Source organism: Thermus caldifontis, assembly GCF_003336745.1.
GTDB lineage: Bacteria > Deinococcota > Deinococci > Deinococcales > Thermaceae > Thermus > Thermus caldifontis.
In genome coordinates, this window is sequence record NZ_QGMX01000025.1 from 1 (window position 1) to 19,794 (window position 19,794).

22 protein-coding genes are annotated in these 19,794 nt (G+C 65.0%); 11 read left to right on the forward strand and 11 right to left on the reverse strand.

Annotated elements, in window-relative coordinates; all coding sequences use genetic code 11:
• From DK874_RS10795 to aspS, 5 genes are all read left to right on the forward strand, one after another.
• On the forward strand, positions 1 to 963 hold a 963-nt coding region (locus DK874_RS10795; RefSeq protein WP_162798787.1), incomplete at its 5' end, for an RNA-guided endonuclease InsQ/TnpB family protein.
• Positions 964 to 1,052: 89 nt separating this feature from the next.
• Positions 1,053 to 1,826, forward strand: coding sequence for a TatD family hydrolase (locus tag DK874_RS10800; protein ID WP_114314035.1), 774 nt, complete (start codon positions 1,053 to 1,055; stop codon positions 1,824 to 1,826).
• Positions 1,827 to 1,871: 45 nt separating this feature from the next.
• Positions 1,872 to 3,170, forward strand: coding sequence for a phospholipase D-like domain-containing protein (locus DK874_RS10805; protein WP_162798788.1), 1,299 nt, complete (start codon positions 1,872 to 1,874; stop codon positions 3,168 to 3,170).
• The gene (locus DK874_RS10810) at positions 3,157 to 3,456 is read left to right on the forward strand and encodes a hypothetical protein (RefSeq protein ID WP_114314037.1); all 300 of its coding nucleotides are present in this window, start codon (positions 3,157 to 3,159) and stop codon (positions 3,454 to 3,456) included. The genes DK874_RS10805 and DK874_RS10810 overlap by 14 nt, the downstream gene beginning before the upstream one ends.
• Positions 3,457 to 3,570: 114 nt before the next feature.
• The gene (gene aspS, locus DK874_RS10815; RefSeq protein ID WP_114314038.1) at positions 3,571 to 4,839 is read left to right on the forward strand and encodes an aspartate--tRNA(Asn) ligase; all 1,269 of its coding nucleotides are present in this window, start codon (positions 3,571 to 3,573) and stop codon (positions 4,837 to 4,839) included.
• Between the two features lie 48 nt (positions 4,840 to 4,887).
• Here the strand turns inward: aspS and DK874_RS10820 are convergent, their stop codons facing one another.
• The 4 genes from DK874_RS10820 to sdhC are packed head-to-tail and all read right to left on the reverse strand — an operon-like array spanning position 4,888 to position 8,080.
• Positions 4,888 to 5,586 (reverse strand): succinate dehydrogenase iron-sulfur subunit, encoded by a 699-nt coding sequence (locus DK874_RS10820; RefSeq protein WP_114314039.1) that lies wholly within the window; start codon positions 5,584 to 5,586, stop codon positions 4,888 to 4,890.
• 8 nt (positions 5,587 to 5,594) lie between these two features.
• Positions 5,595 to 7,328 (reverse strand): succinate dehydrogenase flavoprotein subunit, encoded by a 1,734-nt coding sequence (gene sdhA / locus DK874_RS10825; RefSeq protein WP_114314040.1) that lies wholly within the window; start codon positions 7,326 to 7,328, stop codon positions 5,595 to 5,597.
• 1 nt (position 7,329) lies between these two features.
• On the reverse strand, positions 7,330 to 7,725 hold the full coding sequence (locus DK874_RS10830; protein WP_114314041.1) for a succinate dehydrogenase hydrophobic membrane anchor subunit: 396 nt from the start codon (positions 7,723 to 7,725) through the stop codon (positions 7,330 to 7,332).
• Positions 7,715 to 8,080 carry a succinate dehydrogenase, cytochrome b556 subunit gene (gene sdhC / locus DK874_RS10835; protein ID WP_114314042.1) on the reverse strand — a complete coding sequence of 122 codons (366 nt, stop codon included), beginning with the start codon at positions 8,078 to 8,080 and terminating at the stop codon, positions 7,715 to 7,717. The genes DK874_RS10830 and sdhC overlap by 11 nt, the downstream gene beginning before the upstream one ends.
• Before the next feature lie 279 nt (positions 8,081 to 8,359).
• Here sdhC and speD point away from each other — a divergent pair, with 279 nt between their 5' ends.
• The 4 genes from speD (at position 8,360) to DK874_RS10855 (ending at position 11,896) form a co-directional block, all read left to right on the forward strand.
• Positions 8,360 to 8,794 (forward strand): adenosylmethionine decarboxylase, encoded by a 435-nt coding sequence (gene speD / locus DK874_RS10840; protein ID WP_114314058.1) that lies wholly within the window; start codon positions 8,360 to 8,362, stop codon positions 8,792 to 8,794.
• Between the two features lie 85 nt (positions 8,795 to 8,879).
• Positions 8,880 to 10,025 carry an NEW3 domain-containing protein gene (locus DK874_RS10845; RefSeq protein ID WP_114314043.1) on the forward strand — a complete coding sequence of 382 codons (1,146 nt, stop codon included), beginning with the start codon at positions 8,880 to 8,882 and terminating at the stop codon, positions 10,023 to 10,025.
• Between the two features lies 1 nt (position 10,026).
• Positions 10,027 to 10,950: an ABC transporter ATP-binding protein gene (locus tag DK874_RS10850; protein WP_114314044.1), complete on the forward strand. Its 924-nt coding sequence runs from the start codon at positions 10,027 to 10,029 to the stop codon at positions 10,948 to 10,950.
• On the forward strand, positions 10,940 to 11,896 hold the full coding sequence (locus DK874_RS10855) for an ABC transporter permease (protein WP_114314045.1): 957 nt from the start codon (positions 10,940 to 10,942) through the stop codon (positions 11,894 to 11,896). The genes DK874_RS10850 and DK874_RS10855 overlap by 11 nt, the downstream gene beginning before the upstream one ends.
• A gap of 31 nt (positions 11,897 to 11,927) precedes the next feature.
• On the opposite strand, the gene DK874_RS10860 is transcribed toward DK874_RS10855, so the two are convergent.
• A complete protein-coding gene (locus tag DK874_RS10860) occupies positions 11,928 to 12,308 on the reverse strand; it encodes a cupin domain-containing protein (protein ID WP_114314046.1) in 381 nt (126 codons plus the stop codon).
• Positions 12,296 to 12,922: a phosphoribosyltransferase gene (locus DK874_RS10865; RefSeq protein ID WP_114314047.1), complete on the reverse strand. Its 627-nt coding sequence runs from the start codon at positions 12,920 to 12,922 to the stop codon at positions 12,296 to 12,298. The genes DK874_RS10860 and DK874_RS10865 overlap by 13 nt, the downstream gene beginning before the upstream one ends.
• Before the next feature lie 89 nt (positions 12,923 to 13,011).
• Between DK874_RS10865 and DK874_RS10870 the strand changes: the two genes are divergently transcribed.
• Positions 13,012 to 14,694 carry a long-chain-fatty-acid--CoA ligase gene (locus DK874_RS10870; protein WP_114314048.1) on the forward strand — a complete coding sequence of 561 codons (1,683 nt, stop codon included), beginning with the start codon at positions 13,012 to 13,014 and terminating at the stop codon, positions 14,692 to 14,694.
• Here DK874_RS10870 and DK874_RS10875 read toward each other — a convergent pair.
• From DK874_RS10875 to panB, 5 genes are all read right to left on the reverse strand, one after another.
• Positions 14,691 to 15,812 (reverse strand): cysteine desulfurase family protein, encoded by a 1,122-nt coding sequence (locus tag DK874_RS10875; RefSeq protein ID WP_114314049.1) that lies wholly within the window; start codon positions 15,810 to 15,812, stop codon positions 14,691 to 14,693. The two genes, DK874_RS10870 and DK874_RS10875, sit on opposite strands and share 4 nt — an antisense overlap.
• 85 nt (positions 15,813 to 15,897) lie before the next feature.
• A complete protein-coding gene (locus DK874_RS10880; protein ID WP_114314050.1) occupies positions 15,898 to 16,344 on the reverse strand; it encodes an RrF2 family transcriptional regulator in 447 nt (148 codons plus the stop codon).
• Between the two features lie 23 nt (positions 16,345 to 16,367).
• Positions 16,368 to 17,174, reverse strand: coding sequence for a metal ABC transporter permease (locus DK874_RS10885; protein ID WP_114314059.1), 807 nt, complete (start codon positions 17,172 to 17,174; stop codon positions 16,368 to 16,370).
• Positions 17,167 to 17,907, reverse strand: a complete 741-nt coding sequence (locus DK874_RS10890; RefSeq protein WP_114314051.1) for a metal ABC transporter ATP-binding protein — start codon at positions 17,905 to 17,907, stop codon at positions 17,167 to 17,169. Before DK874_RS10890 ends, DK874_RS10885 begins: the two co-directional genes overlap by 8 nt.
• A gap of 96 nt (positions 17,908 to 18,003) precedes the next feature.
• The gene (gene panB / locus DK874_RS10895) at positions 18,004 to 18,789 is read right to left on the reverse strand and encodes a 3-methyl-2-oxobutanoate hydroxymethyltransferase (RefSeq protein WP_114314052.1); all 786 of its coding nucleotides are present in this window, start codon (positions 18,787 to 18,789) and stop codon (positions 18,004 to 18,006) included.
• Positions 18,790 to 18,819: 30 nt separating this feature from the next.
• Between panB and ruvB the strand changes: the two genes are divergently transcribed.
• On the forward strand, positions 18,820 to 19,791 hold the full coding sequence (gene ruvB / locus DK874_RS10900) for a Holliday junction branch migration DNA helicase RuvB (RefSeq protein ID WP_114314060.1): 972 nt from the start codon (positions 18,820 to 18,822) through the stop codon (positions 19,789 to 19,791).
• Positions 19,792 to 19,794 lie beyond the last annotated feature (3 nt).

Genomic DNA, 19,794 nt, shown 5'->3' on the forward strand with positions numbered 1-19,794 from the left:
CCCCAGATACGGGCCGAGCTGCCGGAGTACAAGGGCATCCATTCCCAGGTCCTCCAGAACGTCCTGGAACGGGTGGACAAGGCCTTCCAGGGCTTCTTCCGTAGGGTCAAGGCAAAAGGAGGAAAGGCGGGATACCCCCGCTTCAAGGGGGAAAGGCGCTACGACTCCTTCACCTTCCCCCAAGCTGAGAAGACGGGGGTTAAGCTCCAGAAGGACGGAAAACGGGTAGTTATCCACGGGATAGGCTCGGTAAAGGTCAAACTGCACCGACCCCTTGAGGGCAGGATAAAGACCGCTACCGTGAAGCGGGAAGGGGATGAGTGGTACATCGTCTTCGTTTGTGAGGTTGAGCCTACACCCCTGCCTGCCAGCACCGCATCCGTAGGAATAGACCTAGGCACCAACCCCCACTTCCTCATCACCTCGGACGGCGAGATGATAGAAGCACCCCGGTACCACCAAAGGGCACAGGCCAAACTCGCCATTGCACAACGTAGCCTTTCCCGAAAGAAGAGGGGTAGCAACCGCTACGAGAAGGCCAGGGAGCGGCTTGCCAAACTGCACCGCAAGGTTGCCAACCAGCGCAGGGACTTCCACCACAAACTCGCCAGGGGTCTGGTGAACCGTTATGGCACCATCGTTCACGAAGACCTGAACATCCTCGGCCTGGCCCGCTCCTATGTTGCCAAGGGAGTGATGGATGCGGGCTGGGCCCAGTTTCTCCGGATCCTCGCCTACAAAGCGGCGGAAGCTGGTAGGCGGGTGATCGGGGTAGACCCGAGGTACACAAGCCAGGATTGTCCCGTTTGCGGCCATCGGGAGCGGAAACCCCTGTGGGTGCGGGAGTACACCTGTTCTCGGTGTGGTACCCACCTGCACCGGGACGTGGCGGCGGCACAAAATATCCTGGCTAAGGCTTGGACGGAGCCTGCGGGGACGGGTACGGCGTGGGCCGTCCCGTGAGAACCGCGAAGCCCCGCTCTTCAGAGCGGGGAGTCGTCACATTTGGGGCATGACCCTTTGGCCCGTGCGGGCAGGAAGGCAGTGACGGCATGACCGACACCCACGCCCATCTTGACTTCCTGGAAGAGGCCGAGCTGGAGGAGGCCAAAGCCCACTTCCCGGAGCTTCGGGCCATCCTCACCTTAGGGGTGGACCCAGGCCGCTGGGAGAGAACCCTAGCCCTGGCCCAGGGCAACGTGTACGCCGCGGTGGGCCTCCACCCCACCTCGGCCCACCTGCTTTCCCCCGAGGTGGAGGAAGCCCTCAGGCACTACGCCCGCCACCCCCGGGTGCGGGCTATAGGGGAAAGCGGCCTGGACTACCACTGGACCCCCGAGACCAAACCCGCCCAGCTTAAGGCCCTGGACTTCCAGGCCAGCCTGGCCCAGGAGCTTGGGCTTCCCTTGGTCCTCCACGTACGGAGCAAGGACGGGAAGGCGGAAGAGGACCTGGCTGCTTGGCTTCTGGCCCATCGCCCCCAAGGGGTGGTCCTCCACGCCTTCGGGGGGCATCCGGCCCTCGAGGCGGCCGGCCTTCGGGTGGAGGCCTACTTCAGCTTTGCCGGCCCCCTCACCTACAAGAAAAACCCGCCTCTCCGGGAAGCTGCCCAAAGGCTTCCCTTAGACCGCCTCCTGGTGGAAACCGACACCCCCTTCCTCCCCCCAGAGCCCCACCGGGGCAAGCGCAACCTTCCCCACCGCGTGCGCCATACCTTGGAGAAGCTGGCCGAGGTCCGGGGCCTCCCCTTTGGGGAGATGGAGGCCATTACCGACGCCAACGCCGAAAGGTGCTTCCGCTTTGCTGGCCGGGTGGGAAGCCCCTAGCCAACGTCCCCACCTTTTCCGGGGGCATGGGGCAGAATGCTAGACATGAAACGGCTTCTTCTCTTTTTCCTTTTCCTCCTGTCCGCCCTGGCCGCTCCCAGGCTGGTGGTGGAGCCGGAGGATGGCCTCAAGCCGCTACTGGACCTCATCGCCTCGGCCCAGGAGGAGATCCTGGTGAAGATGTACCTCTGGACCCCAAGCCGCCTGGACGTGGTGGATGCCTTGGGAGAGGCCGTGGCCCGAGGGGTAAAGGTGAGGGTCCTTTTGGAGCGGGAGCCCTCTGGGGGGCGCGTGGACCTCACCGTCTTCCAGGCCCTGAAGGAGCGGGGGGTGGAGGTCAGGCTCACCACCCCCTTCCGCTTCGTTTTCGTCCACGAGAAGAGCCTGGTGGTGGACCGGAAGCTGGCCTGGGTGGGCACCATGAACCTCACGGGAAGCTCCTTTACCGCCAACCGGGAGTACGCCCTCATCCTAGATGACCCCAAGGAGGTGGCCGAGGTGGTGAGGGTTTTTGAAGCCGATTGGGAGGGCAAACGGCTGGACCTTTCCCAGGCCCTTCTCGTCTGGGCGCCAAGCCGAACCCTGGGCGGGGTAAAGGAGGGCAACGCCCGGGAAACCCTCCTTGGCCTCATCCGAGGGGCCAAAAGGGAAATCCTCTTGGAGCATCAGGCCATGGCCGATCCCGAGGTGGTGGCCGCCCTTAAGGAGGCCCTGGCCAAAGGCGTCCGCATCCGCCTGGTGGGAAGCCCCAAGGAGCCCGGGGACACCTACTTCCTGGCGGGAGCGGAAGAGCTAAGGCAGGCAGGGGCGGATCTCCGCTTCCTCCCCGACCCCTACGTGCACGCCAAGGTCCTGATGGTGGACGGGGAGGTGGCCCTGGTGGGAAGCCTGAACTTGAGCGCCAACTCCCTGAACGCCAACCGGGAGCTTTCCGTGCGCTTCACCCGCCAGGAGGCCCCCGAGGCCTTCGCCAGGCTCCTTTCCGTAATGGAAAGGGACTTCCAGGCAGGCCTTAGCGAAAACCCCTTTGCCCTACCCCCCCTGGAAGGGATCATTCCCTGGCAGGAGGCCCCCAAGCACTTTGGCCGCATCGCCACCGTGGAAGGGGTGATCCAGCAGGTGGAGGACCGGGGCACCGTGGCCTTCCTCCGGTTTGGCCCGGGGGAAAGCGACCTGAGGCTGGTGGTCTTCCCCCGGAGCTATGGCCTCTTCCAACAACCCTTCCCCCAAAGCTACATGGGTAAGAAGGTGCGGGCCAGGGGGCGCATCGTCCTTTACGCTGGGTATTACGAGATGGTGCTGGAGGATCCCTCGGCCCTCGAGGTGCTGGATGGAAGCCCTTAGGGTCCTGGGCTACGAGGTAAGCCCCATAGAGGGGGGGTTCTATGGGGAAAAGCGCCGAGGGGGCGTGGTCTACCAGGTCTTCTACTCGGAGAAAGGGGACGTGCGCCTGAGGCGCCTCCGCTTCCTGAGGGAGGAGGCGAAGCCCCTAAACCTGGCCGGGGTGGAGGGGGAATGGGCGGCCCGGTACCAGGTGGAGGAAAACTTTTTCGCCGTGGCGCCCCTTGAGGACCTTCCCCACCTGGTCCTGGCCTTTGAGCGCCTTGACCTGGGGGGAGAAACCCCCTAAACTCAGGGACAATATGCGTCTACCCCAGGGTAATGACGCCTAGACGGGGGGCAAGGCCATCCGGCCCCCCCGGTCCCCCATGGCCGGGGGGGCCAAACCTTAGGAGGAGGGAGCATGCGGGTTCTGGTAAGGGACTTGAGGAAGCATCTGGGCGAAGAGGTGGAGATGCTGGGCTTTCTCCACTGGCGGCGGGACCTGGGCAAGGTGCAGTTCCTTTTGCTACGGGACCGAAGCGGGATCGTGCAGGTGGTAACCGGGGGGCAAAGGCTTCCCTTGCCCGAGTCCAGCCTAAGGGTAAGGGGCCAGGTGGTGGAAAACCCCAAGGCCCCGGGGGGCCTCGAGGTGCAGGCCAAGGAAGTGGAGGTCCTCTCCCCCGCCCTGGAGCCCACCCCGGTGGAGATCCCCAAGGAGGAGTGGCGGGCAAGCCCCGACACCCTTCTGGAATACCGCTACGTCACCCTAAGGGGGGAGAAGGCCCGGGCCCCCCTTAAGGTGCAAGCCGCCTTGGTACGGGGCTTTAGGCGGTACCTGGACCGGCAGGACTTCACGGAGATCTTCACCCCCAAGGTGGTGCGGGCCGGGGCCGAGGGAGGCTCGGGGCTTTTCGGGGTGGACTACTTTGAGTACCGGGCCTACCTGGCCCAGTCCCCCCAGCTCTACAAGCAGATCCTGGTGGGGGTGTTTGAGAGGGTCTACGAGGTGGCCCCGGTCTGGCGCATGGAGGAGCACAACACCAGCCGCCACCTGAACGAGTACCTTTCCCTGGACGTGGAGATGGGCTTCATCGGGGGGGAGGAGGACCTCATGCGCCTGGAGGAAGGCCTCCTCCAGGAGATGCTGGAAGAGGCCCTTTCCAGCGCTGGGAACGAGATCCGGCTTATGGGCGCCGAGTGGCCCTCCTTCCCCAAGGATGTGCCCCGCCTCACCCACGCGGAGGCCCGAAGGATCCTGAGGGAAGAGCTGGGCTATCCCGTGGGCCAGGACCTATCCGAGGAGGCGGAGCGCCTTCTCGGCCAGTACGCCAAGGAGCGCTGGGGCTCGGACTGGCTTTTCATCACCCACTACCCCCGCGCCCTTCGCCCCTTTTACACCTACCCTGAACCCGACGGCACCACCCGGAGCTTTGACCTCCTCTTCCGGGGCCTGGAGATCACCTCCGGGGGGCAGAGGATCCACCGCCACGGGGACCTGGTGGAAAGCCTAAAGGCCAAGGGCATGGACCTGGAGGGCTTCCAGGGCTACCTGGAGGTCTTCAAGTACGGCATGCCCCCCCACGGGGGTTTCGCCATCGGCGCAGAGAGGCTTACGCAAAAGCTTCTGGGCCTCCCCAACGTGCGCTACGCCCGCGCCTTCCCCCGGGACCGGCACCGGCTTACCCCCTGAAGCCACCCCACCCTAGCGAAGCCAGGGTGGGGGCCCCAAGGGCTACGTTTAGAAGCGGTCCAAGAGGATGGCCCGCTTGACCTCCTCAATGAGCTCGGTCACGGGGATCTCCCGGGGGCAGGCCTCGGTGCAGTTGTAGGCGGTGCGGCAGCGCCACACCCCGCTTCCCGAGCCCAGGGCCTTGAAGCGCTCCCTCTTTCCCCGGTCGCGGGAATCGAAGATGAAGCGGTGGGCCTGGACGATGGCCGCAGGGCCCAGATAGGTGCCGTTCACCCAGAAGACGGGGCAGCTGGTGGTGCAGCTGGCGCAGAGGATGCACTTGGTGCCGTGGTCAAACCGCTCCCGCTCCTCGGGGCTTTGCAGCCGCTCCCGGGCCGGGGGAGGCTCCTCGTTGATGAGGTAGGGCTTCACCGCCCGGTAGGCGGCGAAGAAGGGCTCCATGTCCACCACCAGGTCCTTCTCCACCGGCAGGCCCCGGATGGGTTCCACGGTGATCACGCTTCCCAGGTCCTTCACCAGGGTTTTGCAGGCCAGGCGGTTCCTGCCGTTGATGAGCATGGCGTCGGAGCCGCAGATCCCGTGGCCACAGCTCCTGCGGAAGGCCAGGGTACCGTCTTGGTCTGCCTTTACCTTATGGAGAAGGTCCAGAACCCTATCCCAGGGCTCAGCCTCCACCTGGTAGGTTTGCCAGGTGGGCTTCTCGTGCTTGGCGGGGTCAAAGCGGAGGATCTTAAGGGTCACCTGCATGGCGCCTCCTAGTAGGTACGGGCCTTGGGCTCAAAACGGCCCAGGACCACGGGCTTGTAGCGGAAGGCCACCTTGCCGTCGGCCACCTTGTAGGCCAGGGTGTGCTTGAGCCAGTTTTGGTCGTCCCGCTCGGGGTAGTCCTCCCGGGCATGGGCCCCGCGGGACTCGGTGCGGTTTAAGGCGGAGTGCACCAGGGCCTCGGAGACCTCGAGGAGATACCCCAGTTCCAAAGCCTCCACCAGCTCGGTGTTGTAGGCATCCCCCTTGTCGTCAATGGAGATGTGCCGGTAGCGGTCCATGAGCTCCTTGAGGATCTCCACCTGCTTGGCCAGTAGCTCCCCGGTGCGGAAAACCGAGGCGTTGTCCATCATGGTCTGCTGGAGCTCGGCCCGGAGCACGGCCACCTTCTCCTTGCCCGTGGAGGCCTTAATCCGCTCAATGCGCTCGCGGCTTGCCCCCAGGTGCTCCTCGCTGAGCTCGTGGTAATCGGCGTCCTTGGCGAAGCGGGCGGCATGGATCCCAGCCCGCCGGCCAAAGACCACCAGATCCCCCAAGGAGTTGGTCCCCAGGCGGTTGGCCCCGTGCAGGCTCACGCAAGCCGCCTCCCCGGCGGCGTAAAGCCCAGGCACCACCGTGTTGTTCTCGTCCCGGATCACCTGGCCCCAAAGGGTGGTGGGAATCCCCCCCATGGCGTAGTGGGCGGTGGGCATCACCGGCACCGGCTCCTTCAAGGGGTCCACCCCCAGGTAGATGCGGCTGAACTCGGTGATGTCGGGAAGCTTCTTCTCGATGACCTCGGGAGGCAGGTGGGTGAGGTCCAAAAGCACGTGGTCCTTCTTGGGGCCCACCCCCCGCCCCTCCCGCACCTCCAGGTACATGGCCCGGGAGACCATATCCCTGGGAGCCAGGTCCTTGATGGTGGGGGCATAGCGCTCCATGAAGCGCTCCCCCAGGGCGTTCCTCAGGATGCCCCCTTCGCCCCTAGCCCCCTCGGTGAGGAGGATACCCAAGGGGTAAAGCCCCGTGGGGTGGAACTGGTAGAACTCCATGTCCTCCAGGGGAAGCCCCTTGCGGTAGAGGATGGCCTGCAGGTCCCCGGTGAGGGTGTAGGCGTTGGAGGTCACCTTGTAGATGCGGCCAAACCCTCCAGAGGCGATGACGATGGCCTTGGCCTGGAAGAGGTGCAGCTCCCCCGTGGCCAGCTCGTAGGCCACCAGCCCCTTGGCCACCCCGTCCTCGAGGATGACGTCCGTGACGTGGAACTCGTTGTAGAAGGTGATGTTATGCTTCACGCACTGCTGGTAGAGGGTCTGGAGGATCATGTGCCCGGTGCGGTCGGCGGCGTGGGCCGCCCGGTGCACCGGGGCCTTGCCCCAGTCCTTGGTGTGGCCGCCGAAGCGGCGCTGGGCAATCTTGCCGTTGGGCAGACGGTCAAAGGGAAGGCCCATGTGCTCCAGCTCCAGAACCGCCTCAATCACCTCCTTGGCGAAGACCTCGGCGGCATCCTGGTCCGTGAGGTAGTCCCCCCCCTTGATGGTGTCAAACATGTGCCATTCCCAGTGGTCCTCCTCCACGTTGCCCAAGGCCGCCCCTATCCCCCCTTGGGCTGCCCCCGTGTGGCTCCTGGTGGGGTAAAGCTTGCTGACCACCGCCACGTCGGCACCTTCCCGGGCCGCATAAAGGGCCGTAGCCAGGCCCGCCCCGCCTGCACCCACCACGATGACCTCGTGTCTGTGCGCCATACTAGTTCACCCCGAAATCATGGTTGAAAAGGGAAAGGCTTCCCAGAAAGAAAAGAAAGGCGATGAGGCTATAGAGCACCACCTTGGTCCAAAACCGCCTGGACGGGTTGCGAATCCAGTCGTCCAGGACATAGCGAAGCCCATTGGCCCCGTGCAAAAGGCCCAGTCCCAGGATCAAAAGGTCGTAGATCTTCCAGGTGGTCTGGGAAAGTCTCTTGGCCACGTAGTCGTAGTCAATGCTGTTGAGGTCGGTGAGGATGGCGTTCATCCACATGTGGCCGATGAGCAGGAAGACCAGGACCACCCCGGAGATGCGCATGAAGACCCACCAGTAGAGTTCCAGGTTGGTGCTGGCCTCGAGCCTCGCCTCCTGGTACCGCTTGGACTTAATCGCCATGGCTACCCCCAAGAATCCCGCCCCCGATCTTCACCAAGAAGGGGAGGTAGAAGATCACGAAAAGAACCCAGACCCCGTACCAAAGCTGGCGCTGGTAGCGCACCCCCCAGGGGGTGAAGTCCATGAGGATGATCCTGAGCCCATTGAACCCGTGGTAAAGCACCCCGGCGATGAGGAGAAGGAGCCCCAGCTGGAAAACCGGCTGGTGGTAGAACTTCATGAGGGCGTTGGACACCTCCGGACCCCACATGGCGCTGGAAATGTTGGCCACGTGAAGCATCAGGAAGACCAGGATGCCCAGACCTGAGAGCCGGTGCAGGTAAAAGGCCCACTGCCCTTCTCTTCCCCTGTACATGGCACCTCCTTACCGGCCGCCATCATACCACTTTCCTTAAGGAGAGTGTGGGGCCGGGCTTATCTTACCCGCCATATACCCCCACCCCCTATCTTCTTGGCTAGGGCAAGGGCCTTTTACCCTTTCCCCCACCAGCCGGGCCGGGGGCCAACCCCCTGGGGGGAACGAAGGGGTTTTCCCGCCCAGGAACGAAGTATTGACAGGGGGGAGAGGGGGGGGCATAATGGGGGGCGTGCCGCGGGGGGATACCCCGGGGGGCACGGGAAGGAGGTGGTCAGGATGGAACTCTTTGGATTCGGACCGCATCTGATGGTGGACGGCTACGACGCCAATCCCGAAAAGCTCCGGGACGCTGAGCTGGTGCGCCGTGTCCTGGACGAGCTCCCCGAGGAGATGGAGATGACCAAGGTCCTTCCCCCCTTCGTCTACAGCTACGGGCCCCAAGGGGAGGACGGGGTGACCGGGGTGGTGATCATCGCCGAAAGCCACATCGCCATCCACACCTTCCCCAAGAAGCGCTTCCTTTCCATCGACATCTTCTCCTGCAAGGCCTTTGACATGGCCCAGGTGCTGAGGAAGCTCACCGCGGTCTTTGAGATCGGCCGCTACGAAACCTACATGATCAACCGGGGCAAGGAGTTCCCCAAGGACCCCGAACTGGCCCGGAAGATCGTCCTGGGGGAACGGGAGTACCTGGAAGCCCGGGTTAGCTAAGCCCCTCCCTTCCCTCCTCCGGGCCCTCCCGGGGGTTTCATATTGGGCTCATCCTTCCCGCCTAGCCTTGGTAAGGGAGGCTTATATGCTGCGCAAACTCCTGACGCTGGGTTTGCTGGCGCTAAGTGTGGCTTTGGCGCAAGGCTTCCGCGGCCTATCCTTGGGTACTTCCTACCCGGAAATCGGGGTGCAACCCGGGGAGAGCGTGAACCTCACCCTCTCCCTCAAGAACCATGGCCTTCCCCCCGGGGTGGTCCGGGTCCAGGTGGCCGAGGCCCCGCAAGGCTGGCAGGCCAGCCTCATCGGCGGGGGCCGCCTGGTGCGGGCGGTTTACCTGGCCCCCGACGGCGAGGCCACCCTTACCCTTCGCCTCCAGCCCCCCAAGGAGGTGAAGCCCGGCACCTACCGTTTCCTGGTGCGGGCCGAGGGCCTAGGCCAGGTGGCCAGCCTTCCCATCGGCCTTGTGGTGGGCGAGGGCCTGCCGCAGCGGCTTAGCCTCGAGGCGGAGCTCCCCATCCTGAAAGGCCCCCCCACCAGCTCCTTCCGCTACCGGGTGACCCTCAAAAACGAATCCGACCGCGACCTCCTGGTTTCCCTAGAGTACGAGGCCCCCAAGGGTTGGCAGGTGACCTTCACCCCCGCCTTCTCTGGCCAGCAGGTGACCAGCCTCCCCATCAAGGCGGGGGAGAGCAAGGACCTGGACGTGGAGGTGTCCCTGCCCAAGGACACCAAGGCCGACACCTATGGCCTCACCCTAAGGGCCGTGGCTGGGGAGGCCAAGGCGGAGCTGGGGCTGACCCTGGAGGTCACGGGCCGACCCCAGGTGCGCTTCAACACCAAGGAGGGGCGGCTTTCCGGCCAGGTGGTGGCGGGGCGGGAAAATACGGTGAAGCTTCTGGTGAAAAACGAGGGAAGCGCCCCCGCCAAGGACCTTTCCTTCAGCGCCTTTGAGCCTTCGGGCTGGGAGGTGAAGTTTGAGCCCGACAAGCTGGACGCCCTAGAGCCCGGCCAGGAGCAGGAGGTGACCGCCCGCATCAAGCCCTCCCCCAAGGCGGTGACCGGGGACTACATGGTCACCCTAAGGCTTTCTGGGGCCGAGGGCCTTTCCGAAAGCCTGGACTACCGGGCCACGGTGGTGCGCTCCAGCCTCTGGGGCCTGGTGGGGGTGGGCATCATGGCCATAGCCCTTCTGGTCCTGGCCTTTGCCGTGAACCGATTCGGCCGGAGGTAGCATGGTGGTCATCCAAACCCATGGCCTCACCAAGCGCTACGGCCGGGTGGTGGCCGTGGAGGACCTGAACCTGGAGGTGAAGGAGGGGGAGGTCTTTGGCCTCCTGGGCCCCAACGGCTCGGGGAAGACCACCACCATCCTCATGCTCCTCGGCCTCACCGAGCCCACCAAGGGCGAGGCTCGGGTCCTGGGCCTGGACCCCATGCGGGAGCCCTTAAAGGTGAAGGGCCAGGTGGGCTACCTCCCCGACCAGGTGGGGTTTTACGGGGAGCTCACCGCCTGGGAGAACCTGCGCTACACCACCAGGCTCCTTGGCCTGCCTGAAAGGGAAGCCCAGGCCCGCATTGAGGAGGTCCTAAGGCGCATGGGCCTATGGGAGGTGCGGGAGCGGCGGGTTTCCGCGTTTAGCCGGGGAATGCGGCAGCGGCTTGGCCTCGCCGAGGTGCTCCTCAAACGCCCTAAGGTGGCCATCCTGGACGAGCCCACCCTGGGCCTGGACCCCGAGGCGGCCCGGGAGTTTTTGGAGCTCATCAAGGGCCTAAAGGCCGAGGGGATCACCATTCTCCTCTCCAGCCACCTCCTGCACCAGGTGCAGGAGGTCTGCGACCGGGTGGGGCTTTTCCACAAGGGCCGCCTGGCCCTTGTGGGCACGGTGGAGGAGCTGGCGCAAAGGGTCTTGAGAGGCGGATACGAGATCCTGGTGGAGGCCAGCTTGGGCCTCGAGGAGGCCTTCCAAGGTCTCGCCGGGGTGGTCCGGGTGGCGGCGGAAGGGGGGCGGTACAGGATCCTGGCCAGCCGCGACCTCCGGCCGGAACTGGCCAAGATGGCCGTGGAACGGGGCCAGCTTTTGGGCCTGGCCCTTCGCCGTCCCAGCCTGGACGAGGTTTACGCCCACTACTTCAAGGAGGTGGCCCATGCGGCGTGAAGGCTCCCCCTGGACCGGGCTCTGGGCGGTTTTCTTCAAGGAGATGGCCGACCACCTCACGGGGATCCGCATGCGCATTCTGGAAGGGCTGATCCTTCTCTCCGCCCTGGCCGCCCTTTACACCGGCACAAGGGCCCTACGCCAAACCGTGGGGGAGGACCCCTACCTCTACCTCAAGCTCCTCACCACCGCCCAGGATCCCTTGCCCTCCTTCGTGGGTTTCCTCTCCTTCTTCGTGCCCCTGGCCGCCATCGCCCTGGCCTTTGATGCGGTGAACGGGGAGTACGCCAGGGGGACGCTTTCCCGCATCCTCTCCCAGCCCATCTACCGGGATGCCCTTCTTTTCGGCAAGTTTTTGGCTGGGCTTGGCACCTTGGCCGTGCTCCTTCTCGCCCTGTTCCTCCTGGTGGTGGGCCTGGGCCTCTTCACCCTAGGAGTGCCCCCTGGCGGCGAGGAGATGGGGCGAGCCTTGTTCTTCCTCCTGGCCACCTTGGCCTATGCGGGCTTCTGGCTGTCCCTAGGCCTTCTCTTCTCCGTGCTGTTCCGCCAGCCGGCCACCGCTGCCTTAGCGGCCATTGGCGTCTGGCTCTTCTTCGCCGTCTTCTTCCCCATCCTCACGGACCTGGCAGCGGGTGCCCTTCTCCTGCAAGCTGACCCCTTTGACCCGGAAAGCCAGCTGAAGCAGGCCAACCTGGCCCTTTGGATCTCCCGGCTTTCCCCCAACACCCTCTATGCGGAAACCCTCACCGCGGTCTTGAACCCGGCGGTGCGCTCCCTCGGCCCCATCCTCATCACCCAGCTGGAGGGCGCGGTGCTAGGTACCCCACTTCCCCTCTCCCAAAGCCTCCTTTTGGTCTGGCCCCAGCTCACCGGCCTCGTGTCCCTGGTCATCCTCCTTTTCACCCTGGCCTACGTGAGCTTCCAGCGCCAGGAGGTCCGGGCCTAGAGGACCCCGCTGGGGCCAGACCCCACAAACCCTAGTCCTCCAGCCACTCGGTGGCGTAGGCGTTGGTTTTGGGGATGACGCAGAGGAACTCCACCGGCTCATCCCCCTCGTTCACATAGGCGTGGGGCGTATCCGGGGGGATGTAGACCGCCTGCCCGGCCCCCACCTCCCTCACCTCGTCCCCCAAAAGCACCTTCATCCGCCCAGAAAGCACGTACTGCTCGTGCTCAATGCTGGGGTGTTTGTGCTTGGGAATGCGGCCCCCCGGCAGAATGGTGAACTTACGGGTGATGAAGTGGGGGGCCCCATCCTCAGGGCCGATGAGCACCTGGATAAAGGCCTTCTCCCCCCGTTCCACGGGGCGGGCCTCCACGCTAGCCCCCTGTTTGACCACAGGCCTCATGGGGCCCATTGTAGCAAAAGCGCCTCCACTTCCTCATCGGTGACCTCGCCAAAATCCATGTAGTAGGCCCCCACGGCGGCGAAGTCCGGCGGGGTGGAGAGGGCCACCACCTCGGCTTGATCCTTCAACCTTTCCACCGCATCGGGGCTGGCCACGGGCACCGCCACCACCACCCGCCGGGGCTTCTCCGAGAGGACCACCGCCAAGGCCGCCTCCATGGTGGAACCCGTGGCGATGCCATCGTCCACCAGCACCACATCCCGGCCCGCAAGGGGTACCTTGGGGCGCACCTTGCGGTAGCGCTCGGCTCGCTTGCGGATCACGTCCTTCTGCCGGGCCGCCTCCCGCTCCAGGTAGCTCTGGTCGGCGTAGTGGAGGGCGTAGGGCTTAAGAACCATACCCCCTTTCTCCCCCACCGCCCCCAGGGCGAACTCGGGGTTTCCCGGAGCCCCGATCTTGCGCACCAAGACCACATCCAGCTCCCCTCCCAGATCCTTGGCCACCTCGTCGGCCACCACCACCCCACCTCGAGGGATGCCCAGCACCACAGGACGTTCCAGACCCAAGGGCCTTAGGGCCTCCGAAAGAAGCGTGCCGGCATGCCTGCGGTCGCGGAAGCGCATAGGAAAACCTCCTTACTCATGCTACACCCCACCACTGTCTTGAACGCGGTATAAGGTTCTTGGTAAGCTCGGGGTGAAGGAGGTAAGGTATGGACCAAACCAGCCCCAAACCTTGGCTTGCCCACTATGACCCCGGTGTACCCCCCGAGGTGGAGGTGCCGCCCATACCCCTTTGGCGCTTCCTGGAAGAAAGCGCCCATCGCTACCCCCAACATGTGGCCCTGGATTTCCTGGGCAAAACCCTTACCTACGCCGAGCTATGGGATAAGTCCCGACGTTTTGCCGCAGGGCTGAAGGCATTGGGGGTTAAGCCCGGCGACCGGGTGGCCATCATGCTCCCCAACTCCCCCCAGTTCGTCATCGCCTTCTTTGGCACCCTTTTGGCCGGGGGCGTGGGCGTCAACGTAAACCCCCTCTATACCCCCAGGGAGCTGAGGCACCAGCTAAAGGACTCGGGTGCGGAAACCCTCATCATCCTAGACCATCTCCTGCCCCGCTTCCTGGAGGTGGAGGGGGAAACCCCGGTGAAGCGCACCGTGGTCACGGGCATCAGGGACTTCCTCCCCTTCCCCAAAAACCTCCTCTACCCCCTAAAGGCCAAGAAGGACAAGCTTCCCCTAGGCTACCCCAAGCGCCAAGGCTTCCACGCCTTCCTGGACCTCCTCAAATACGCCCCCGCCCCTCCTCATACCCCGGATCCGGAGGATCTGGCCCTTTTGCAGTACACAGGAGGGACCACCGGGATCTCCAAGGGGGCCATGCTCACCCATAAGAACCTTGTGGCCAACGTGCTGCAGATTGACGCCTGGGACCCCACCTCTAAGGACCTTCATGGCAAAGGGGTAATGCTGGGGGCCCTGCCCTTCTTCCACGTCTACGGCATGACCGTGGCCATGAACTACGGCATCTACTCCGGGTACAAGATCGTCCTCCTCCCAAGGCCAGAGATCCACGCCATCGTGGAGGCCATTGAGAAGCACGGGGTTACCCATTTCCCTGGGGTACCCACCCTGTACGTGGCCTTCAACAACTTCCCGGGGATTGAGAAAAGAAACGTGAAGAGCATCCGCATCTGCCTCTCCGGGGCTGCCCCCTTACCCGTGGAGGTGGCCAAGCGCTTTGAGGAGATCACCGGGGCCCGGCTCATAGAGGGGTATGGCCTATCCGAAGCCAGCCCCGTGACCCACTCCAATCCCGTCCTGGGGGAGATCAAAAAGGGCTCCATCGGCATGCCCTTCCCCAGCGTGAACGCCAAGGTGGTGGACGAGGAGGGCCAGGAGGTCCCCCTGGGGGAGGTGGGGGAGCTCATCGTCAAAGGCCCCAACGTCATGAAAGGCTACTGGAACCGCCCCGAGGAAACCCAAAAGTCCCTCAAGGACGGCTGGCTCTTCACCGGCGACATGGCCCGAATGGACGAAGACGGCTACTTCTACATCGTGGACCGCAAAAAGGACATGATCATCGCCGGCGGCTACAACATCTACCCCCGCGAGGTGGAAGAGGTCCTCTACCAGCACGAAGCCGTCCAGGAAGCCGCCGTGGTGGGCGTACCCGACCCCTACCGCGGGGAAACCGTGGCCGCCTTCCTCGTCCTCAAGGAGGAGTATAAGGGCAAGGTCACGGAGAAAGACATCGAGGCCTTCTGCCGGGAAAACCTCGCCGCCTACAAGGTCCCCCGCATCATCCAGTTCCGGGATAGCCTGCCCAAGACCAGCGTGGGGAAGATCCTCAGGCGGGAGCTTCGCGAGGAGTTTGCCAAAAGGCAGCCTTAGGCCCGCGCCCGGGCCACCGCTTCCCGGAAAGCCTCCACCGCCCGGTCCACCTCGGCCTCGGTGGTGTAGCGGCCCAGGGAGAAGCGCAAGGAGGCCCGGGCCTCCTTGGGCGAGCGGCCAATGGCCAGGAGGACATGGGAGGGCTCGAGGCTCCCCGCAGAACACGCCGAGCCCGAGGAGACCGCCACCCCGAGGAGGTCCATGGCGAGAAGCAGGGCCTCCCCATCCGCTCCCTTCACCGTCACGTTAACCAGCTTGGGAAGGCGGCGGTCGGGGTGGCCGTTGAGCTCCACCCCTTCCAGGGAAAGCAGGCCCGCCTCGAGGCGCCTCCGCAAGGCCAGAAGCCGGGCGGACTCCTCGGGCAAAAGCCTTAGGGCCTTCTCCAGGGCCACCGCCATCCCCTGGGCCAAAAGGGGGCTTTGCGTCCCCCCCCGCCTTCCCCCCTCCTGCTTGCCCGGCACCAAGGGAACCAGATCCACCCCTTGCCGCACCACCAAGGCCCCGATCCCCTTAGGGCCATAGAACTTGTGGGCGCTCAAGGAGACCAGGTCCGCTCCCACCTCGTCCACCCGGAAGGGCACCTGTCCCACGGCCTGCACGGCATCGGTGTGGAAGAGGACCCCGTGGGCGTGGGCGATCCTGGCCATCTCCCGGATGGGGTAGAGGGTGCCAAGCTCGTTGTTGGCGGCCATGACGCTCACCAAGATGGTGTCGGGCCTGAGGGCCTCCTCCACCTGCTCGGGGTGGACCAAACCAAAGCGATCGGGCTTGAGCCGGGTCACGGAAAAGCCCAGGCGCTCAAGAAGCCGCAAAGCCCCCAAAACCGCGGAGTGCTCCACCTCCGTGCTCACCACATGCCCCTTCCCCTTGGCCAGGGCCACCCCCAGGAGGGCCAGGGCATCCGCCTCAGAACCCGAACCGGTAAAGACCACCTCCCGGGGGCGCACCCCCAGGAGGCCGGCAATCCGCTCCCGGGCCCCTTCCAGCACCCGCCGGGCCTCCTGGCCAAAGCGGTGGATGCTGCCAGGGTTACCAAAAATCCCCTCCACCCGGCGCATGGCCTCCTGGACCTCGAGGTCCAGGGGCGTGGTGGCCGCGTAATCCAGATAGATCCGCAAGGTGTCCTCCTCCTAGCCCAGCCCCACGCCCACGGCACGCCCCCCTTAGGGCGGCCACCAGGGCTAGGCCGAAGCCACCTGGGGCCTAACCCGTGGGCTGGAGCTGGATGAGGCGCTTGGCCTCAATGAGCTTCCGCTCCTCAATGAGGTCTTTCAGGGTGGTTCCCCCTAAGACCTGGCGCATGGCCAGGTCCACCCGCTTCCAAAGGAGTTCCGTGGAGCACTGCCCCACCTTGGCGCAGGCTTCGGGGTCCTCAATGCAGGACACGGGCGCCAGGCTTCCCTCCAAGGACTCCACCACCTCCAGGGCCGTCACCTTTTCGGGCGGACGGGCCAGGCGGTACCCCCCCTTGGCCCCCCGCACGGAGCGGATGAACCCCGAGCGCCTGAGCTGGGCGGCGATCTGCTCCAGGTAGTGCTGGCTGATGCCCTGGGCCTCGGCCACCTCCTTGAGGGGCACCGCCTCGGGAGCCCTGAGGCCGATCTCCACCAGGGCCCTGAGGCCGTACTGGGCCTTCGTGGACACCCACATGTCCCCAGTATACCGCAAAGGCCTTATTTCCTTCCGGAAAATACGGTTTTCACAAAAGCCAGGCCGAACAAGGCCGCCTGCAACAGCACGATGCTGGCCCCGCTGGGCCAGTCCAGGAGGAAGGAAAGATAGAGCCCCACCACCGTGGACAGGGCCGAAAGCGCCAGGGAGACGAGGGTAAGCCGGGCAAAGGTGGGGCTTAGGAGCCTGGCCGCCGCCCCGGGGATCACCAGAAAGGCCGCCACCAGAATGATCCCCACCACCTTCACCGCCAGCACCAGGCTCACGGCCAGGAAGCCGGAGAGGAGGTAGTCGTGGAAGACCACCGGTACCCGGTCGGAAAGGGCCAGCTCCCGGTCAAAGGTGGCGTAGGCCAGGGGCCCCCAAAGGGGCAGGAGGAGAAGGGCCAAAAGCAGGAGGAGGGCCATGGCCCAAAAGTCCGCCGGCCCCACGGCCAAAAGGGAGCCAAAGAGGTAGCCCATGGCGTCCCCCACGTACCCCCGGGCCTGGGAGAGGAAGACGGCCCCCAGGGCCACGGAGAGGGCGAAGAAAACCCCGATGGCGGTGTCCTCGGAAAGCTCGGTCTTCTCCTTCACGAAGGTGATGGCCATGGCCACCAAGAAGGTGAAGGGCAGGGCAAACCAAAGGGGCTCCCCCCTTAGGAAAAGCCCCAAGGCCACCCCGGCGAAGGCGGCATGGGCCAGCCCATCCCCCAGGAAGGAAAGCCTGCGTTGCACCACGAAGGGGGAAAGGAATCCGGAAAGAAGGCTTACCAGAAGCCCTGCCAAGAGGGCCCGCTGGAAAAAGGGGTAGCCTAAGGCCTCAAGCATGCCCACCCCCCAGGTATAGCCCGTGGGCATGGCCCAGGTGGCCGAAGGCCTGGCGCAGGCACTCCTCGCTGAGGGCCCTTTCCGGGGGACCGAAGCCCACCACCCTCCGGTTCATCACCAGGACGTGGCTGGCGTGGTGGGCCGCCTCCCAGTCGTGGGTGATCATGAGCACCGTGGCCCCTGACTCCTCCTGGTAGGCCTCCAGGTACCGGTACAGGTCCACCTCCCCCACCCGGTCCACCCCGGTGGCAGGCTCGTCCAGAAGGAGGATTTTAGGCTTACGGATCAGGGCCCGGGCCAGATAGACCCGCTGGAGCTGCCCCCCGGAAAGCCGGCCTAGGGGGCGGAAGGCCAAATCCTGGGCTCCCACCCGCCTCAAGGCCGCCAGGGCCTCCTCCTTATCCCCTGGGGAAAGGCGAAAGGGCCAGCGCCGCCTTAGCCCCGTGGCCACCAGCTCCAGGGAAAGGGCAGGGAAGGAGCGGTCAAAGGTCTTGATCTGGGGCACGTAGCCGAACCACAGGGGATCGGTTTCCGCCAGGGGGCGCCCCAGGACCCGAACCTCACCCCGGAAAGGCACCAGGCCCAGGATGGCCTTTAAAAGGGTGCTCTTCCCCGCCCCGTTGGGGCCCACGATGGCCACGAAGGCCCCCTCTGGCACCTTCAGGCTGACACCCTCCAGGGCCTGGAACTCCCCGAAGCGCACGGACAGGTGGTGGACCTCGAGGGCCAACACACAAGAACGCTAATCCATTTTCAACAAACCCGTCAAGCCCGGGGGTAGCCCCCTAAGGCCGGGTAGGACCCTCACCCTGCCATTGCCGGGGCGGTATCAGAAGCTATGCTCCTCGTCGGGGAAAACCCCCTCCCGCACCTCCTGGACAAATCGGGATAGGGCCTCTTGGAAAAGCCTTCCCCCCTCCAGGTACCGCTTCACGAACCGGGGCTTGAACTCCCCATAAAGCCCCACCACGTCGTGAAAGACCAGGACCTGGGCGTCCGTATAAGGCCCGGCCCCAATGCCGATGGTGTGGACGGATAGCCTCTCCGTGACCTCCTTGGCCAGGCCCGTGGGCACCATCTCCAGCACCACCCCATAGGCCCCCGCCTCCTCCAGGGCCAAGGCCCCTTTGAGGATGCGCTCGGCCTCCTCAGGACGCTTCCCCTGAAGCTTGTAGCCCCCAAGCTGGCTTGCCGTCTGGGGGGTAAGGCCCACGTGGCCCAGGACCGGCACCCCCGCCCGGGTGAGCCCCAGGACGATCTCCGCCACCTCCTCCCCGCCCTCCAGCTTCACCGCATCCGCCCCACCTTCTTTCATAAGCCTTTCCGCGGAAGCCAGCGCCCGGTCCAAGGTGGCGTAGGAAAGATAGGGTAGGTCCGCCACCAAAAAGGTATCCGGGGCGCCCCGCCGGGCCGCCTTGGTGTGGTGGAGCATCTCCTCCAGGGTGACGGGAACCGTGGAGGGGTAGCCCAGCACCACCATGCCCAGGGAATCCCCCACCAGGATGGCGTCCACCCCCGCGCTTGCCGCTAGGCGGGCCGTGGGGTAGTCGTAGGCGGTGAGGTAGACGAGCCTTTGGCCCTTCGCATGGCGAAAGTCTTTTACCGTCCGGCGCACGGGAAGAGGCTATCATGAAAGGGCGTGGACGTGCACCCGGACCTCGCCCTAAGGCCCAAGACCCTGGACGAGTACATCGGCCAGGAGAGGTTGAAGAAGAAACTAAGGGTCTACCTCGAGGCCGCCAAGGCCCGGGGCGAACCCCTGGAGCACCTTCTCCTCTTCGGGCCCCCTGGCCTCGGCAAGACCACCCTGGCCCACGTGATCGCCCACGAGCTGGGGGTAAACCTGCGCGTCACCTCGGGGCCCGCCATTGAGAAGCCCGGGGATCTGGCCGCCATCCTGGCCAACTCCCTGGAGGAAGGGGACATCCTCTTCATCGACGAGATCCACCGCTTGAGCCGACAGGCGGAGGAACACCTTTACCCGGCCATGGAGGACTTCAAGATGGACATCGTCATCGGCCAGGGGCCTGCGGCCCGCACCATCCGCCTGGAGCTTCCCCGCTTCACCTTGATCGGGGCCACCACCCGCCCGGGCCTCATCACCGCCCCCTTGAGGAGCCGGTTCGGCATCGTGGAGCACCTAGAGTACTACTCCTTGGAGGAGCTTTCCGAGGGGGTTAGGCGGGATGCGAGGCTCTTGGGGATCGCCATCACTGAGGAAGCCGCTCTGGAGATCGCCAAAAGGAGCCGGGGGACCATGCGGGTGGCCAAACGGCTTTTCCGACGGGTGCGGGACTTCGCCCAGGTGGCGGGGGAGGAAACCATCACCCGGGAACGGGCCTTGGAAGCCTTAAATGCCTTGGGACTGGACGAGCTGGGCCTGGAGAAGCGGGACCGGGAGATCCTGGAAACCCTGATCCTTCGCTTCGGCGGCGGCCCGGTGGGTCTGCAAACCCTGGCCACCGCCATCTCCGAGGATCCAGGCACCCTGGAAGAAGTCCATGAACCGTACCTCATCCAGCAGGGCCTCCTGAAGCGCACCCCCCGGGGAAGGGTGGCCACGGAACGGGCCTACCGCCACCTGGGCTACCCCCCTCCCGTGGAACCCCTCCTTTAGGCC

Bases quoted from the DNA above. Each gene is read 5' to 3' on its own strand.
- DK874_RS10800 (WP_114314035.1), top strand. From the start codon at position 1,053: ATGACCGACACCCACGCCCATCTTGACTTCCTGGAAGAGGCCGAGCTG.
- DK874_RS10805 (WP_162798788.1), top strand. From the start codon at position 1,872: ATGAAACGGCTTCTTCTCTTTTTCCTTTTCCTCCTGTCCGCCCTGGCC.
- DK874_RS10810 (WP_114314037.1), top strand. From the start codon at position 3,157: ATGGAAGCCCTTAGGGTCCTGGGCTACGAGGTAAGCCCCATAGAGGGG.
- aspS (WP_114314038.1), top strand. From the start codon at position 3,571: ATGCGGGTTCTGGTAAGGGACTTGAGGAAGCATCTGGGCGAAGAGGTG.
- DK874_RS10820 (WP_114314039.1), bottom strand. From the start codon at position 5,586: ATGCAGGTGACCCTTAAGATCCTCCGCTTTGACCCCGCCAAGCACGAG.
- sdhA (WP_114314040.1), bottom strand. From the start codon at position 7,328: ATGGCGCACAGACACGAGGTCATCGTGGTGGGTGCAGGCGGGGCGGGC.
- DK874_RS10830 (WP_114314041.1), bottom strand. From the start codon at position 7,725: ATGGCGATTAAGTCCAAGCGGTACCAGGAGGCGAGGCTCGAGGCCAGC.
- sdhC (WP_114314042.1), bottom strand. From the start codon at position 8,080: ATGTACAGGGGAAGAGAAGGGCAGTGGGCCTTTTACCTGCACCGGCTC.
- speD (WP_114314058.1), top strand. From the start codon at position 8,360: ATGGAACTCTTTGGATTCGGACCGCATCTGATGGTGGACGGCTACGAC.
- DK874_RS10845 (WP_114314043.1), top strand. From the start codon at position 8,880: ATGCTGCGCAAACTCCTGACGCTGGGTTTGCTGGCGCTAAGTGTGGCT.
- DK874_RS10850 (WP_114314044.1), top strand. From the start codon at position 10,027: ATGGTGGTCATCCAAACCCATGGCCTCACCAAGCGCTACGGCCGGGTG.
- DK874_RS10855 (WP_114314045.1), top strand. From the start codon at position 10,940: ATGCGGCGTGAAGGCTCCCCCTGGACCGGGCTCTGGGCGGTTTTCTTC.
- DK874_RS10860 (WP_114314046.1), bottom strand. From the start codon at position 12,308: ATGGGCCCCATGAGGCCTGTGGTCAAACAGGGGGCTAGCGTGGAGGCC.
- DK874_RS10865 (WP_114314047.1), bottom strand. From the start codon at position 12,922: ATGCGCTTCCGCGACCGCAGGCATGCCGGCACGCTTCTTTCGGAGGCC.
- DK874_RS10870 (WP_114314048.1), top strand. From the start codon at position 13,012: ATGGACCAAACCAGCCCCAAACCTTGGCTTGCCCACTATGACCCCGGT.
- DK874_RS10880 (WP_114314050.1), bottom strand. From the start codon at position 16,344: ATGTGGGTGTCCACGAAGGCCCAGTACGGCCTCAGGGCCCTGGTGGAG.
- DK874_RS10885 (WP_114314059.1), bottom strand. From the start codon at position 17,174: ATGCTTGAGGCCTTAGGCTACCCCTTTTTCCAGCGGGCCCTCTTGGCA.